Source organism: Pseudarthrobacter sulfonivorans (assembly GCF_031454915.1).
Classification (GTDB): Bacteria; Actinomycetota; Actinomycetes; order Actinomycetales; family Micrococcaceae; genus Arthrobacter; species Arthrobacter sulfonivorans_C.
Map to the genome: position 1 here is coordinate 482,189 of NZ_JAVDRS010000003.1, position 16,347 is coordinate 498,535.

Below are 16,347 nucleotides of genomic sequence, written 5' to 3' on the forward strand. Positions count from 1 at the left end.
CATGGGAATCACCCTTACCGAGGCCCCCGGCCCCGCAGTCCCCGCTCAAAGGCCCCTCACCCAGACAGCGATTGTCACGGGAGGCGCAGGCGGCATCGGCCGGGCAATCAGCCACCGGCTGGCCGCGGAAGGCTATGCCGTCATCGTCGCCGATTTTAACAGTGAGGCCACCGATCAGCTCGTGGCATGCCTTCCCGCAGTCAGCGGCGCGGCCCACACAGGTTTCGCCGGGAATCTGACCACCAGCGAAGCCAACCGTGAACTGGCTGCGCTCGCCGCAGGCGTGGCGCCCATCGGCGTCCTGGTCAACGCCATTGGCATTTCCCCCAAACGCAACGGCGCCAAGGTCCCCTTCTTCGAACTCGGGGACGAGGAATGGAACAACATCATGGCCGTCAACGCCAGCGCCCCGTTCTTCCTGATCCGTGAGGCCTACCGCTACATGCCCACAGACGGCAGCGCGAGCATCGTGAACCTGCTCTCCATCACCTCGAAGCTGGGGACAGGTGGTCCGGCGGACGCCACATTCGGACCCTTTCTGCCCAGTTCCGTAGCTTACGGGGCGTCAAAGGCTGCCCTGCAGAATCTGACCTCAAGCCTCGCCCACGAACTGGCCGACTTGCAGATCCGGGTCAACGGCGTCGCCCCCGGCTTTGTGCAGACCCCCATGATGTCCAGCGTCCCCGTCAACGAAAAACTCCTGAACCAAGTCCCGATGAAGCGCTTTGCCCGGCCTGAAGAGATCGCCGATGCCGTCGCGTTCCTCGTAAGCAGCCGGTCAAGCTACATCACCGGCATCAGTCTCGACGTCAACGGCGGCTGGCTTACCTGCTGACCCGGTCCCCTGCGTCCGCCCAAAGCCTCCGAAGCGAGCGGACACTCCCGATCGACTCCCAGAAACACCTGAAAGCGAGCAACAAAATGTCCATGCCCGAATACTCCTTTGACCTCGTCGTGATCGGCTCCGGCATCGCCGGGCAGGCGGCCGCTTCATCAGCGGCAGAAGCCGGACTCAGCGTCGTCATGCTGGAAAAGACTGGCAGCCTGGGCGGATCGACGGCGATGAGCGGAGGGTTCTTCGCGTTCTCCGGAACCGGCGAACAGGCTGCGGATGGCGTGCACGATTCAGCCGATCTCTTCCTGAACGACATGGTGGCGGCAGGCGGCGGCGTGAGCGACCGCGCCTTGCTTCAGACATACCTGGACCATCAGGCTGAGACCTACCACTGGCTAAAGGACCAGGGTGTGGTCTTCAGGGCCCTGGAGATCAGTTCTGGACAGTCCGCACCCCGCAGCCACAATTCTGTCATCACCGAGGTCCTGACCACGCTCCACCGGAACTTCACCTCCCACGGCGGCGAAACCCGGCTGAACCACCGGGCCACCCGGCTGGTCCGCGAGAACGGAAAAGTGACCGCCGTCGTCGTGCAATCCCCCGACGGCGAATCAATGTTCCATTCCCGCGGTGGGATTGTGCTGGCCACCGGCGGGTTCAGCCGGAGCACGCACCTGCTGCGGACGTTCGCCCCTGATGCCCTCACCGCCATCCCCTACGGAGGAAAGGGCAACACCGGAGACGGCCTGAAAATGGCCTGGAAGCTAGGCGCCGGCATGGCTGACATGTCCTACGTCACCGCCACCTATGGCTCGCATCCGGACACCGGTGAGGAGTTCCACGAGCTGCTCACTGCCTATTACATGGGTGCGATCGTGGTGAACAAGGAAGGCAAACGTTTCATGGACGAGTCCCAGTCCTACAAGGTCCTGGGCCGGGAGGTCCTCAAAGAGGCCGAGGGGCTTGGTTTCCAGATCTTCGATGCCAAAATCCGCGCGAAATCCCACCCCGGAATTCCGCTCAACGACATCGGTATGCTCGAAAACATCGGCCACGTGCACAAGGCGGACAGCCTTGAAGAACTCGCCCGACTCGCTGGCATCGACGCCGCTGGACTGGTGCAGACCGTGGCCCGGTACAACGCCTCCATCACGGGGGACCAGGCTGACGAAACAGGCCGCACCAACCTGTGCAACGGCGTCGGGGAGCTGCTGCCCCTGGACCAAGCCCCGTTCTATGCCTACCCGGCCAAGGCCCTGATGACCACCACGTACTGCGGGGTCACCATCAACTCCGACGCCCAAGTGGTGGATATCGACGGCGACGTCATTGACGGCCTCTACGCCATCGGCGAGGTCACGGGCGGATTCCACGGTGCGGCCTACATGACTGGAACCTCGCTGGGCAAAGGCGCAGTGTTCGGCCGCATCGTCGCCCAGCACGCCAGTGCAAACCTGTCCCCCGTCCGGGCCTGAACGCCCCACCGCCACACAGGAGTATTTGCTATGTCATTTTCAGAAAGCGTCGACGAGAACCACCACATGGACGTGGTTGTTGTGGGCTCAGGCATCAGCGGGTCAGCTGCCGCCATGACCGCCGCCCGCCGGGGCGCCCGGGTGGTGTTGCTGGAGAAGCAAGGATCCTTTGGCGGCTCCGCTGCCCTCTCGGCCGGTATGTTTTGGACCGCCCCAACGGAGGAGGCGTACAACGCACGGATCCCGCTGGGGAAAGCCGAGCTCGGTGCCCGGCTGGTGGGCGACTACCAGGAGGCCCTGTCTGAGCTGCGGGCATCGGGGGCACGGGTGGCCACCGAGCCCAAGCTGAACATCATGACGTTCGGCATCGGGTACTCCACGGACATCCACGCCATCCTGGATTGGTGCCGTCAGGAAGTCCGCCGCGCCGGCGGCGAAACGCTCACCGGGATAACAGTCACCGAACTGACGCACGACGGCGGCTCCGTCACCGGAGTAACGGCGCGCGACGCCAACGGCCGCGTCGTCCGCTACTCCGCGCCCGCCGTCGTACTCACCACAGGCGGGTTCCAAGGTGCCCGCGACGAACTCACCCGGCACATGGGGCCGAACGCCGACCGCCTCCTGTTGCGCTCCAACCCCGGCAGCGTCGGGGACGGGCTGCGGCTGGCCCGCTCAGCAGGCACCGGCGGAACCACAGCCATGAGCACGTTTTATGGCCATCTCCTGCCCTTCCCGGTCAGCCGGTTCGAGACGGCGGACTACCTGCCGTACTCCCAGTACTACTCCGGGTCCACCGTGATGGTGAACGTCCGCGGCGAGCGCTTTGCGGACGAAACCAAGGGCGATGAGCTGCTCAACCAGGACGTGACGTTCCAGCCGGAAGCCCGCGGCATCCTGATCTTTGACAACCACGTCCGCACCACCGAGGTCATCCAGGAGCCGTTTCCCGGCCTCGGCACCATCGACCGCTTGGCCACCGCCATCGAAGCAGGCGGAACGTACACGGAGGCGGAAACTCTGGACGGGCTGGTGCAGAAGATCGCTGCCTGGGGCGTCGACCAGGACAAACTCACTGCCACGCTTGAGCAGTACGCCACGGTTGCTGGCCAAGGCGGAGGCACAGCTCTCGGTGTCCCGGTATCCCCCGCTGCCCGGCCTCCACAGACCGGCCCTTTCTATGCCCTGATGGTCCAGCCGTCCATCACCTTCACCTTCGGCGGAGTGCGCACCAACAGCAGCGGCGAGGCACTGGACCACGACGGCCTGCCCATCCCCGGCCTGTATGCCGCTGGCGCCGATATCGGCGGCCTGTCCAACTACGGCTACGCAGGCGGCCTGGCCCCGGGTTACATCACCGGCCGCTGGGCGGGACGCGCCGCGGCTGAACGCGCAACCCTCGGCACCCGTCGAACCCCCGAACTGATCTATGCAGGCGAACCGGCCACAGACAAGGAAGCATCGTGACTAGCACTACAGCAGACATCCTGATCATTGGAGGCGGCGGATCGGGCATGTGCGCCGCTATTTCAGCAGCAACCAGCGGCGCCAGCACGCTTGTCCTGGAAAAGTGCCCCAAGGTGGGCGGCAGCACGGCAATGTCTGTCGGTTCGTTCACGGCAGCCAACACGTCCTACCAGTACCGGGCAGGCGTCAATGACAGCATCGAACACTTTGTTGCCGACATGAAAGTGGCCAACGGCGAATTCGAGGAGCGGGAGAACAAGGCGCTTCGGCGGATCCTGGCCGAGAACGCGGGTGCGACGGTGGAGTGGCTGTCCAGCATCGGCGTGCAGTTCCTCGGCCCCACCCCGGAGCCGCCGTATGAGAAGCCCCGTATGCACAATGTGCTGCCCAACTCCTCCGCCTACGCCTCTGCCCTGCTGCGGGAATGCCGAAAGCGCGGCGTCGAGATCCGCACCTCGATGAACGTGGAGAAGCTGCTGCGCAACGCGACGGGAGAGATCATCGGGGCTAGGGCCAACGGCACCGATTTCTTCGGCCGCCGGGGTGTCATCCTCGCCACCGGCGACTACTCGGCGTCCACGAAACTGAAGGCCAAGTTCGTCGGCGAAGCTGCTGCGAAGATCCCGCCGGTCAACCCCAACAACACCGGTGACGGCTTCACCATGGGTACCAGCGTTGGCGGCGTGATGCTGCAAATGGACCGTCTGTATGAGGGACTGCGCTTCGCCCCTTCAACGCGGCCGGATCCCATCAAGCTGCTGCCGTCGCACCCGCTTCTGTCCAAAGCCATGCGGCTCATTGTGGAGCGGCTGCCTAAGAACCTGCTGGCAGTGGTCATTCGCGGTGCCCTGACGAGCTGGGTGGGCCCAAACAACACGATGTACAAAGCGGGTGCCATCCTCGTGGGCCATGCCGGGAAACGGATTGCCAACGAGGACTCCGACAAGCTGATGGCCCGCGCCGCGGCCGCCGATGAAAAAAACACCGCCTTTATGATTTTCGATGAGCGGGTGGCAAAGAAGTTCTCTGCATGGCCGAACCCCGTTTCAACGTTCCCTGGTGTGGCCTACGCCTACGTGGAGGACTATAAGCGGTACCGCCCGGACGTCTATCACCGGGCCGACACCATCGAGGAGCTCGCCCAGAGTACAGGCCTGGATCCGGCCGTCTTGCGGTCCACCGTCGATGACTGGAACGCGGACGTCGCCGGCGGAACGGACAGCCGGTTCGACCGGCAACACCTTGGTGGCGGGGTCAGCGAAGGGCCGTTCTACGCGCTTGGCCCGATGAACGCCTTCATCACCCTCGCGGACGGCGGCCTGGCTGTCGACACGGAACTGCGTGTGACGACAGAAGACGGCGAGGCCATCCCAGGGCTGTGGGCGGCAGGATCCACTGGCCAGGGCGGCCTGCAGTTGCTCAACCACGGGCTGCACATCGGCTGGGCGATGGTCTCCGGGCGGGTGGCCGGCCGTCATGCGGCTCAGGCCCAGACGCGTTCCGACCTCAAACCCGCGGAATCCATTACGGTGGCCTGATGGATCTTGGCTTGCAGGGAAAGACAGTTTTGATCACGGGCGCGTCGCAGGGCATCGGACGGGAAACGGCGATGCTGTTGGCCGGGGAAGGCTGCAACCTTGTCTTGGTCAGCCGTAACGGGGAACGGCTGGAGGCCCTTACGGATGCCATCCGCACGCGGCACGGCGTGTCCGTCAGCTTCGTGGCGGCGGACCTGTCCACGGAAGCGGGTCTGGAACAGGTGACCTCCGGCACCGGAGACCTCGACGTGCTCGTCAACAACGCCGGCGCCATCCCGCCCGGAACTCTCCAGCAGATTGATGACCGCCGATGGAGGGAAGCCTGGGACCTAAAGGTCTTTGGCTACATCAACCTGACCCGGTCCCTCTATGCCAACCTCAAGGAGCGGCAAGGGGTGGTGGTCAACGTCATCGGCGCCGGTGGCGAGGCCTTCAGGCCGGAGTACGTTGCCGGTGCTGCAGGCAATGCCGCACTGATGGCACTCACCCGCGCGTTAGGGAAGTCGGCCGCGCAGGACAACATGCGGGTAGTGGGGATCAATCCCGGCCCGGTGTCCACGTCCCGGAATGAAACGATGCTCCGGGCCAGGGCAAAGGCAGAATTCCGTGACGAGGACCGCTGGAGTGAACTCAACGCAGCCCTGCCCTATGGACGGGCAGCAACTCCAGAGGAAATCGCCAGCGCCGTGGCGTTCCTCGCCTCCCCGCGGTCCGGGTACACCAACGGCACCATCCTGACCATCGACGGAGGCCCTGGAGTCTGATCCGCACCCAGGTGAGTAGGGCGCGGTAAAAGAGCACCCAAAGTTGCCTTGGCGGGGCTATAACAGTTGGTAGGCGACCTGAACCGGGAACCCAGGCAACAATGAAGGGACCGTTAGATGCCCACCAATGATGCGGAGATGGTCAGCGTCCGATACATGGTTGATGACGTGGAGGCATCAGTCGACTTCTACACGAAGCACCTCGGATTCACCCTCAGGATGAGCGCTGCGCCGGCCTTTGCTGACGTCGCACGCGGCCAACTGCGGCTTCTCCTGAGCGGGCCAACCAGCTCCGCGGGCCGGCCGATGCCCGATGGTGCCACACCGGGGCCGGGAGGGTGGAATCGCATCCACCTCATCGTGGCGGACATCGACGCCGAGGTTGAACGGCTGCGCACCGCCGGCCTCAGCTTCCGCAACAACATTGTCACCGGCCCCGGTGGCCGGCAGATCCTGCTGGAAGACCCGTCAGGCAACGTCGTGGAGCTGTTCCAGCCCGGCAGGTAATTCCCCTTCAGAGCCAAAACTGACGAACTTATTTGACCCAGTCCGATTCGCCGTATGGGCGGCCGCGGAAGTGGGCTCGGAGGTACTCCCCCACCACGGCGGCCCCCAGATCATCGGTCTCGGGCGCCACCATCCGGCCGCCGACCCGGCGCGCCATCCGCTGGACGAATCGCTCGAGGCCGGGGTCATCGCCGAGCCGGAAGAACGTGACCTGCGTGGCGGCACGCCCCAGGCGGTCCAGCTCTGCAATCGTGACGCGGATGGTTTCCGGGTCCGGCGGGTAGTCGAACCAGGTGTCCCCGTCGGCCAGCAGGTGCGCGGTCGGTTCGCCGTCGGTCACCACCAGGAGGACCGGCTGCATGGACGGGTGCTTGCGGAAGAACCTGCCGGCCAGCAGTAAGCCGTGGTGCAGATTGGTTCCCTTGGTCTGGAAGGGCGGCAAGGCGGTGAGCTCGCCGATGTCCGTGGTCTGCGCATAGCGGCCGAACGTGATCAGCTGCAGTCGGTCGCCGCGGAAGCGCGTCGAAATGAGGTGGTGGAGTGCTAGCGCGGTGCGTTTCATGGGCACCCAGCGTCCCTGGGCGGCCATCGAGAAGGACACGTCCACGAGCAGGACGACGGCGGCCTGCGTGCGAGCCTCCGTCTCCGCCACCTCGATGTCGTCCGCGGCGAGGCGCAGTCCGTGGCCCGGGTCCCCGCCGCCGGCAATGGTGCGGCGGATCGCGTTGGTGATGGTCCGGGTGACGTCCCAGGGCTCGGCGTCACCAAACTCCCACGGGCGGCTGGAGCCGGTCTGCTCCCCGGCTGCCCCGGCAACGCGCGTGTCCCGATGCCCCTGCCGGCTGGAAAGTTGCTTCGCGGTATCCCGCAGCAGCGCCCGCCCGAGCCGGCGCATGGACTGCGGTGACAACCGCAGATCCCCGTCCGCCCCGCGGTGGAGGAACCCGCCGTCGTGCATTGCCTTCTCGATCTCCGCGAGGGTGCGCGCCGTCACCGCGGCATCCTGCCCGAGCTGGCGGGCCAGCGCGTCCAGGTCAAGGTCGTCCAGGCTGGACCCGTTGTAGGACTGGGAGAGCTGCTCGGACAGCTCGTCCAGCTCGGCGAGGTCCTGCAGCACACCGGTGCCATCGCCCAGCCCGAGCCCCTCCTCACCCTCGAAGCGTTCGGAACCGGTCCAGTCCTCGCCGGGGCGCAGGGCGCGCAGGTTGTCGTCGAGTTGGCCGAGCTGGGCCATGAGTTGTGGCGAGCCGAACGCCTGGGCGGAGAGGTTCATTAGCTCCTCCCGTTGCTCCCGGGTCATGGATTGCAGCATCCGTTGGGCGGCTGCGGCGCGTTGGGCGAGGGCGTCGATCAGCTCCTCGACCGACTGTGGATTCTCGGGAAAGAACTGGCCGTGCTTGGCCATAAAGTTCTGGAAGTCCGCGTCGGTGTCCTCGCCGCGCCGGTGTTTGTCGAGCAGCTCATTGAGGTCCTGCAGCATCTCGTTGACGGCAGCAATGTCCTCATCGGTGGCGTTCTCGAGCGCTTGCTTCATGCCGGCGAACCGCTGGTCCAGGACCTCGCGGCCCAGCAGGTCCTTGATCCGCTCGTACGCTTCCCGTGCCGTGCTCGACTGCCAGTCATAGGAGGCCAGTTCGTTGACCGCTGCGGCCGTGGACCGGGGCAGGTTCTGCAGCTGCATCTCCCGGAAGGCACGGTCGGTGTTGTCCATCATGGCGTCGCGAGCCAGCTGTTTGCGCTCCTCCAGCACCGCGGTGTCCAGCAGTTTCTGGACTTCGTTCAGGGTGCCGTCCAGCTTGTGCCTGCCCAGGAGGTCTCTGCGGCGCTGCTGGACGCGGGCGGCGAGGTCGTCCAGGCCTTCACGGCTCCGGCCGCCGCGCCGCAGGTACTCCTGGAGGGCGTGCCGGGGCGAGTAGCCGGCCATCACGTCCTCGGCGACGGCGTCGAGGGCCTCCGCCAGGTCCACCGGCGGGGCGAGCGGATCAGGCCCGCCCCTGTACCGGCTGTACCTGGACCGGTTGTGAACGCTCATGGCCCCTCCTGTCCTGCGCCGTGGAACTGCTTCAGCGGCTGCTTAGCCGTAAACCGTTGCCTCGTCGTCGGACTCCTTGGCGATCCGGCGGGCGAGGTAGAGGCCTTCCAGGGCGAGTTCGACGGCGGCGGCCCGCTGCCCGTCGTTCGTCGCACCCAGGCGCTCACTGATTTCGTCGTAAAGGCGGGAGCCGTTGAGGGCCGGGAGGTTCTCCAGGAATTCCCGCGCGGTGACCAGTTCGCCGGTGGTCACCGTGGTGTGGCCGTCGAGGGCGGCCACCAGCTGCCCCATGTCGATGCCGTGGAAGTGCGCCCGCACGGCTTCCGCGGTGGCCATGCGCAGGAGATGGTCCAGGATGTCCTGTTCACGCCCTTCCTCGCCGGACTCGAACTCAATCTTGCCGCCAAGGACTTCCACCGCCGCTTCCAGGTCGATGATCCGGGCCACGGCCTCGTCCTCGCCCCGCACACTGGCCCGGCGCAGGGCTGCCGCGGCGACCGTTTCGGCGCCCGCGATGGCGAACCGCGCGGACACCCCGGACGTCTGGTTGATCGCCGGGGACTGCCGCAGCGCGCGGGTGTAGCGGGCCAGGATCTCAAGGATGACGGGCGGGACGCCGGCCACCAGGTGCCCCTCCTGCCGGATGACGGCCACCTCGTCGTCGAGCTCTATCGGGTAGTGGGTGCGGATCTCGGCACCAAAGCGGTCCCGCAGCGGCGTGATGATCCGGCCGCGGTTCGTGTAATCCTCCGGGTTGGCGGACGCGACCACCAGGACGTCCAGCGGCAGCCGCAGCACGTAGCCGCGGATCTGGATGTCGCGTTCCTCCATCACGTTGAGCATCGAGACCTGGATGCGCTCGGCGAGGTCGGGCAGTTCGTTGATGGCAATGATTCCGCGGTTGGAGCGCGGGACCAAGCCGTAGTGGATGGTTTCGGGGTCGCCGAGGCGGCGGCCCTCGGCCACCCGCATGGGGTCGATGTCGCCGATTAGGTCGGCGACGGAGGTGTCCGGCGTCGCGAGCTTTTCGACGTACCGTTCCGAGCGGTGGCGCCACGCCACGCGCAGCCGGTCCCCCTCGGTGAGGGCGCGGGCACGGGACTGCTCCGTGATGGGTTCGTAGGGGTGTTCGTTGAGTTCCGATTCCTCGATTACCGGCGACCATTCGTCCAGGAGCCCGGCCAGGGTGCGCAGGAGCCGGGTCTTCCCCTGTCCGCGTTCGCCGAGCAGGACGACGTCGTGCCCGGCGAGCAGGGCCCGCTCGAGCTGGGGCAGGACGGTCCGGCCGAAGCCGTACATCCCGGGCCAGGGATCGCGGCCGGCGGCGAGCGCGGCGAGCAGGTTGTCGCGGATTTCGCGGCGCAGGTCCTTGTGCACGTGGCCGGAGGCACGCAATTCACCAACAGTGAAGATATCGGGGCGATCACTCACTCCTCAACGGTAGACCTCCACCGGGCGGGGATCGAGGGATTTCTCCACATTCCCTGCTCACTTGGCGCCGTGCGGCATACGCTGGATGCTGATGACTGCAGCCATGCCGCCGGAATCGCCGGCACCGCCAGCGGGTGCATCTGGCACCCTGATTCTTTTGGTGCGCCACGGAGTGACGCCGACGACGGGCAGGGTGCTGCCGGGGCGGGCACCGGGGCTGCACCTGTCCGACGCCGGCCGCGCCCAGGCTGAACGGGTTGCGGAGCGCCTCGCGGACCTTCCGGTTAGCGCCATCTATTCCTCGCCGCTGGAGCGCGCCCACGAGACAGCGGAGCCGACGGCAACCCGCGCAAGACGGGACGTGAAGCTCGACGACGGGCTGCTCGAGTGCGATTTCGGCGACTGGACCGGGGCTGCTTTGGCGGATGTGTCCGCCCTGCCGGAGTGGCAGACCGTCCAGCGCAGCCCCTCGACTTTCCGGTTCCCGAGGGGCGAGAGCTTCACGGAAATGCAGGCGCGGATCGTTGGTGCGATCCGGGCACTGCGCGCGGCCCATGCCGGGGGCGTGGTGGTGTGTTTCTCCCATGCCGATCCCATCAAGGCCGCGGTGGCCCACGCTTTGGGCACTCCCTTGGATCTCTTCCAGCGCATCGCCATCAGCCCGGGCTCGGTGTCGGCCATCTCGTTTGTGGAAGGTCAGGCGCCCACCGTGCTGATGGTGAATTCGACGTCGGAACCGCTGAGCGGGCTGCTAGGGCCGTGAGTGGAGGCGACCGGTGGGGCAGACGGTGAATCGGGGCAGGCGGTGTCTGGCCCGGAGCTGACGCTGCTCACTGAAGGCACCGTGGAGCTGGTGGGACGCATCCCGCGCAGCAGCAACGAGACTTTCCTTGTTCAGGTCGCCCGTGCGGACGACTTAGCGTATGCGGTCTACAAGCCGGAGGCCGGGGAACGGCCGCTGTCCGATTTCGAGCCTGGGCTCTACCGGCGGGAACGCGCAGCCTACCTGCTTAGCGAGTCGCTGGGGTGGGGCCTGGTGCCGCTGACAGTGATCCGCGAGGAGGCCCCGCTGGGGGTCGGGTCGCTGCAGTGGTTCATCGAGTGCGACTTCCAGGAGCATTACTTCACGCTGTTCGCCGGCGCACCGGAGACCCATCGCGAGCTGGCCCGCATCGCCCTGTTCGACTACGTCACCAACAACACCGACCGTAAGAGCGGGCACGTGCTGCGCGGCGATGACGGCCGGGTCTGGGGCATCGACCACGGACTGTGCTTCTCGGCCGGCTTCAAACTGCGCACCGTGATCTGGGACTTCGCCGGCGACCCCATCCCGGAAGCCCTGCTCGAGGACATTACTCCGCTCGCGGAGGCCGCGCCTCCGGAAGTGGCCGAGCTCCTCGATGACGACGAGGTCACCGCCTTGCAGCGCCGCGTCCAGCGCCTGCTGCGAGAAGGCGTGTTGCCGGTTGACCGCACCGGCATGCGCTACCCGTGGCCGCTGGTTTAGGCACGTAGCCGGATTCCGGGCCGTGCGGGCGAGCCGGTCCATAGCTTTGCATAACGGCGGTGTTGCCGTCGCCGGGTGAGCCGCAGCAGTTCCGTGAGTCGTGGCGTGGCCCGTGTCCCTGCCGGAGGCCTTGCCCATAGAATCCGGTCCAGACCTTGGCCCTTAATCTGTCGCTTCTCGCTCTCGTCCAGCGTGCTCAGGCGTACATGCTTGCCCGCTGTCCAATTACCGGAAGTTGGTCAAAAAGAGAGCCTGGTCTTCACCGCCGTGGACTCCAGGATGGCCAATCTCATGCTCTACGATCTCTCCTCCCTTAACGGCGTGGTTGGCATTGCGTAGCCGAAGCGGATAGGTTGACGAAACGTCCGCTATCGGTTGACGCGGTAGGTAGGTCCGCCGTACGTCATAGGCTCCACAAGTCTGCGGGCGGTTCACTTCTGGTCCCAGAAAGAAAGGACGCCGTCCAGGTCTACTTTTGACACGGACGGCGTCCTTCTTACTTCAGGGTGTATCAGTTAGCGTTTACGCGCTCCTGCGAAATACGTGCGTTTTTCTCGTCCAGCTCGTGGGCGGCAGTGATGCGCCGGTCCAACTTGCCGAGCGTTTCCGGTGCGAGGAATGTCGCCACAACGGTGATGACGCCGATGATGCTGAAGTAGAGGATCACCCAGCCGGGCTCACCGTTTCCTGCGTTCAGGAGCGCCACGGCGACCAAAGGAGCGATGCCGCCAGCGAGAACCGAGCCGAATTGGTAGCCCATGGACGCGCCGCTGTAACGCAGCTTGGTGGAGAACAGTTCTGAGAAGAATGCGGCTTGGGGGCCGTACATGGAGTTATGGAAGACGGCGAGCCCGATGATGATGGCGAGCGTTGCCAGCAGCGCGCTGCCGGTGTCCGTCATGACGAAGTAGAGCGGGAAGAACAGGAGTCCACCGATGGAGCCGAACAAGTACAGCGGCTTGCGCCCGATCCTGTCCGAGAGGATGGCCCAGAGTGGTACGGCGAAGACGCCTATGGCTGAGGCGATCAGGACCGACAATGTTCCCTGGTTGGCCCGCTCTGCTCCGAACGTCCTCATGATGTAGACCACCGAGAAGGTCGTGTACAGGTAGAACGCGGAGTTTTCTGCCAGCCGCATGCCGACGACGAGCCAGATGCCCTTGGTTTCCTTCTTCATGGCTTCGCCCAGTGGCTTCTTCGAGGTCTGCTTCGTCGCAACGAGTTCTTTGAAGTCGTCTGAGTCCTCGAGCTTGGCGCGAACGACCAGACCGATGACGATCAGGACCACGCTGAGCAGGAACGGCACTCGCCATGCCCAGGCATCGAAGACTTCGGCGGGCACGGAGGACTTGACGATCAGGACGCTGGAGTTGGCCAGCAACATGCCGGCGGGGACGCCCATTTGCGTGAAGCTTCCGAAGAATCCGCTGCGGCCGGGAGGGGCGTGTTCGATGGAAATGACCGCCGCGCCGGCCCATTCGGCTCCGGCGCCGAAGCCCTGCAGCAGGCGCAGCACCGTCAGCAGGATGGGGGCCCAGACACCTATCTGGGCATAGGTGGGGAGTAGCCCCATGGCCAAGGTCGCGAAACCCATGATGAGCAGCGACAGCACCAGCATGGGCTTGCGGCCGATCTTGTCGCCGAAGTGGCCGGCGAACATGCCGCCGAAGGGACGTGCGATGAAGCCGACGGCGTAGGTGACGAAGGCCAGGAGGAGCCCTGTCGCCGGGTCTTGTTCGGGGAAGTAGAGGCGGCTGAAGACGCCTGTCGCAGCGAGCAGACCGAAGATGTAGTAGTCGTACCATTCGATGGTGGTGCCGGCGAAGCTGGCCAGCGGTACGCGCCACGCCGCCTTCGGCTTGGCTTTAGTGTTGGAGATCGTCATTGGTCTTTTCTTTCGGATGGAAACGAAGCGAGCTGCGAGCTACCAGTCGAGCGCGATGTATTTGGTTTCGGTGAAGTCCAGCAGGCCCTGATGGGCACCTTCGCGGCCCAGGCCGCTCTGCTTGACGCCGCCGAAGGGTGCGGCGGGGTCAGAGACGAGTCCGCGGTTGAGGGCAACCATGCCGCTTTCGATGCGTTCAGAGACCCTGAGTCCGCGGCGGAGGTCTTCGGTGAACACGTAGGCTGCCAGGCCGTATTCGGAGTCGTTGGCGGCCGCGATGACTTCGTCTTCGCTGTCGAAGGGGACGATTGAGGCCACCGGCCCGAAGATTTCCTCACTGACCATGCGGGCCTGTAGCGGGACGTTTGTTACGACAGTGGGCGGGTAGTAGTACCCGGTGCCGTCGATGGCCTTGCCGCCGGCGAGGAGCCTGGCTCCCTGGCTGACGGCGTCCCGGACCAGTGAGTCCACTTTGCGGACGCTGGCCTCATCTACGAGCGGACCGACCTCGGTGTCGGGGTCGGTGCCCGGGCCAATGCGCAGCGCGCCCATTCGCTCCGCCAGCCGACGGGCGAACTCGTCGTGGACACCGCGCTGGACGTAAATGCGGTTGGCGGCGGTGCAGGCCTGGCCCCCGTTGCGCATTTTCGCGATCATTGCCCCGTCCAGGGCCAGATCGAGGTCCGCGTCATCGAAAACCAGGAACGGAGCGTTACCGCCAAGCTCCATGGAAGTTTTGAGCACGTTGTCGGCCGCCTGCAGCAGCAGGTGGCGTCCGACACTGGTGGAACCGGTGAACGACAGCTTGCGAACCCTCGGATCTGCAAGGATCGGGGTCATGACGTCGCTGGTTTTGCTCGTGGTGATGACGTTGACCACGCCAGCCGGGGTACCGGCATCGATCATCAGTTGGGCGATCGCCAGGGCAGTCAGCGGCGTGAGCGTTGCGGGCTTCAGCACGGCGGTGCAGCCGGCGGCCAGCGCGGGCGCCAGCTTGCGGGTGGCCATGGCGGCCGGGAAGTTCCACGGGGTGATCAACACGCAGACGCCGATTGGCGGGTGCTGGACAAGGATGCGGTTGGAGCCCGAGGGCGAGACGGAGACATCTCCGATGATGCGGACCGCTTCTTCGGAGTACCAGCGGAAGAATTCGGCGGCGTAGGCCACTTCTCCGCGGGCATCGCTGAGGGCCTTGCCGTTTTCGAGGGAGATGAGGTGGGCGAGTTGCTCGCTGCGCTCGGTCATCAGTTCGAAGCAGCGGTTCAGGATCTCCGCGCGACGGCGGGGCGCGGTAGCGGCCCAGTCCGGGAAGGCTGCTGCTGCGGCGTCGACGGCGGCGAGACCGTCTTCGACGTCGGCGTCGGCGATGCCGGTAATGACGGAGGCGTCGGAGGGGTTGATTACCTCGACGGTGTCACCGCCTGCGGCATGCTGCCAGCTTCCGGCGATCAGCAGCTGGCGGGGCACTGCCAGCCCGTTGACGTTGAGCGGTTCATGGGTTGAAAGAAGTGTCATCAGTGGTCCTAACGCTGATCAGCGGATGGTGCGGTCGCCGGCAAAGGCGGCGTGGACGATGGAGGTTACGCCGGCGAGGTCAAGGGGTACGGGATTGTTGTCGATGAGCCGCTTGGAGTTCAGCGAGAGCTTGGCGATCTGGGCGAGGTCGCTCTCCTGCACGCCAAGGTCCTTCAACGTCGGGGGAAGCTCGATGGCGGCGATGACCTCATCGATTGCTTCGACGCCTGCGACTGCGGCGGCGCGCTCGTCCAGCCCGCGAATATCGCGTCCCAGTGCTTCAGCGATCTGCGCCAGCTGCGGCTGAATTGACTGAAAATTGTGGCGGACGACGTAGGGCAGAAGGAGACCGACGCCCACACCGTGAGGGGTGTGGGTCAGCGCGCCTACCGGGTACTGGATGGCATGTGCCGCGGCGGTGCCGGCATTGCTCAGGACCATACCGCCGTAGAGCGCCGCGAGCATCATCCCGCCACGGGCCTCGGTGTTTTCCGGGTCCTTGTAGGCAGTGACAAGGCTGCGGCCCACCAGCGCGATACCGTTCAAAGCAATCGAGTCCGTCAGGATGTTCTTGCCGACGAAAACCCGTTCCGTGGCCAGAGTGTGGGTGGGTTCCCGGGTGATGGCAGTAAAGGACTCGACCAGGTGCACAAAGGTATCCGCACCGGTGGCGGCCGTCAGCGACGGGGGGCATGAGTAGGTCAGCTCGGGATCGCACACAGCGGCGAACGGGATGATGTGGGGGCTCGAGATGCCCATCTTCATGCCCAGGTCAGGATCGGAGACGACCGCGATTGCCGTCGCTTCCGAACCTGTGCCCGCTGTGGTAGGCAGGGCAATGACCGGCTTGGTAGGGCCGGGAACGGCAAATTCGCCGTAGTAGTCGCTGGGCTTGCCTCCGTGGGTTAGCAGCACGGAGACGACTTTGGCCATGTCCATGCAGCTGCCGCCGCCGAAACCGATGATGACATCGATTTCCTGGCCCTTGAGCTCCTCTATGCAGTCCAGGATCCCCGGCGTCGGAAGCTCGGCTTGGGTGTCCCCGTAGACCCGTACGGTCAAGTCCCGGTCCTCGAGGCTCCGGACAAGGGCCTTAAGTTCCTCTGAGACGGCCAGCCGCGGATCGGTGCAGACAAGGACGTTGGTCCCGAATTCGGCTGCAATATCGGCGACGGCGAAGCGCTGCTGCGCGCCGACGACGACGCTCCGCGGCAGCCGGAGGACGCCAAAAGTTGCGGGACGGATACCCGCTGCATGCGCACACGACATTGTGAATGACTCCTAGAAAGTGGGATGAGCGGCTGCCTGATAGGTGCCGCAGGTCTCAGCATTTCAGAGCTGCGTGATCACCACCATGTAGTTGAGAGCCACACAAAATCCCTGCATATGTG

At 65.4% G+C, this 16,347-nt stretch carries 13 protein-coding genes; 8 read left to right on the forward strand and 5 right to left on the reverse strand.

The features are described 5' to 3' along the window. The first annotated feature begins 1 nt into the window (after position 1). From J2808_RS10210 to J2808_RS10235, 6 genes are all read left to right on the forward strand, one after another. Positions 2-835 (forward strand): SDR family NAD(P)-dependent oxidoreductase, encoded by an 834-nt coding sequence (locus J2808_RS10210; protein WP_309815497.1) that lies wholly within the window; start codon positions 2-4, stop codon positions 833-835. A 92-nt stretch (positions 836-927) separates the two neighbouring features. Then, positions 928-2,310, forward strand: coding sequence for an FAD-dependent oxidoreductase (locus J2808_RS10215; protein ID WP_309815499.1), 1,383 nt, complete (start codon positions 928-930; stop codon positions 2,308-2,310). Between the two features lie 30 nt (positions 2,311-2,340). Beyond that, positions 2,341-3,777 (forward strand): FAD-dependent oxidoreductase, encoded by a 1,437-nt coding sequence (locus tag J2808_RS10220; RefSeq protein WP_309815502.1) that lies wholly within the window; start codon positions 2,341-2,343, stop codon positions 3,775-3,777. Continuing rightward, positions 3,774-5,315 carry an FAD-dependent oxidoreductase gene (locus J2808_RS10225; protein WP_309815505.1) on the forward strand — a complete coding sequence of 514 codons (1,542 nt, stop codon included), beginning with the start codon at positions 3,774-3,776 and terminating at the stop codon, positions 5,313-5,315. The genes J2808_RS10220 and J2808_RS10225 overlap by 4 nt, the downstream gene beginning before the upstream one ends. After that, on the forward strand, positions 5,315-6,079 hold the full coding sequence (locus J2808_RS10230) for a short-chain dehydrogenase/reductase (RefSeq protein ID WP_309815508.1): 765 nt from the start codon (positions 5,315-5,317) through the stop codon (positions 6,077-6,079). Before J2808_RS10225 ends, J2808_RS10230 begins: the two co-directional genes overlap by 1 nt. A 117-nt stretch (positions 6,080-6,196) precedes the next feature. Further along, entirely contained in the window at positions 6,197-6,586 is a 390-nt protein-coding gene (locus tag J2808_RS10235) for a VOC family protein (RefSeq protein ID WP_309815510.1), read from the forward strand. A gap of 28 nt (positions 6,587-6,614) precedes the next feature. Here the strand turns inward: J2808_RS10235 and J2808_RS10240 are convergent, their stop codons facing one another. Both J2808_RS10240 and J2808_RS10245 read right to left on the reverse strand, forming a co-directional pair. Further along, positions 6,615-8,618 (reverse strand): vWA domain-containing protein, encoded by a 2,004-nt coding sequence (locus J2808_RS10240; protein WP_309815513.1) that lies wholly within the window; start codon positions 8,616-8,618, stop codon positions 6,615-6,617. A 42-nt stretch (positions 8,619-8,660) separates the two neighbouring features. Further along, positions 8,661-10,049: a sigma 54-interacting transcriptional regulator gene (locus J2808_RS10245; RefSeq protein WP_309815516.1), complete on the reverse strand. Its 1,389-nt coding sequence runs from the start codon at positions 10,047-10,049 to the stop codon at positions 8,661-8,663. Between the two features lie 85 nt (positions 10,050-10,134). Between J2808_RS10245 and J2808_RS10250 the strand changes: the two genes are divergently transcribed. Beyond that, positions 10,135-10,812 (forward strand): MSMEG_4193 family putative phosphomutase, encoded by a 678-nt coding sequence (locus J2808_RS10250; RefSeq protein WP_397428027.1) that lies wholly within the window; start codon positions 10,135-10,137, stop codon positions 10,810-10,812. A gap of 42 nt (positions 10,813-10,854) precedes the next feature. Further along, complete coding sequence (locus J2808_RS10255; RefSeq protein ID WP_309815583.1) at positions 10,855-11,556, forward strand: SCO1664 family protein; 702 nt, start codon at positions 10,855-10,857, stop codon at positions 11,554-11,556. Between the two features lie 511 nt (positions 11,557-12,067). Here the strand turns inward: J2808_RS10255 and J2808_RS10260 are convergent. The 3 genes from J2808_RS10260 to J2808_RS10270 are packed head-to-tail and all read right to left on the reverse strand — an operon-like array spanning position 12,068 to position 16,225. After that, on the reverse strand, positions 12,068-13,441 hold the full coding sequence (locus tag J2808_RS10260) for an MFS transporter (RefSeq protein ID WP_309815523.1): 1,374 nt from the start codon (positions 13,439-13,441) through the stop codon (positions 12,068-12,070). A gap of 39 nt (positions 13,442-13,480) precedes the next feature. Further along, entirely contained in the window at positions 13,481-14,956 is a 1,476-nt protein-coding gene (locus J2808_RS10265) for an NAD-dependent succinate-semialdehyde dehydrogenase (protein ID WP_309815524.1), read from the reverse strand. Between the two features lie 18 nt (positions 14,957-14,974). After that, on the reverse strand, positions 14,975-16,225 hold the full coding sequence (locus J2808_RS10270; protein ID WP_309815525.1) for an iron-containing alcohol dehydrogenase: 1,251 nt from the start codon (positions 16,223-16,225) through the stop codon (positions 14,975-14,977). Positions 16,226-16,347 lie beyond the last annotated feature (122 nt).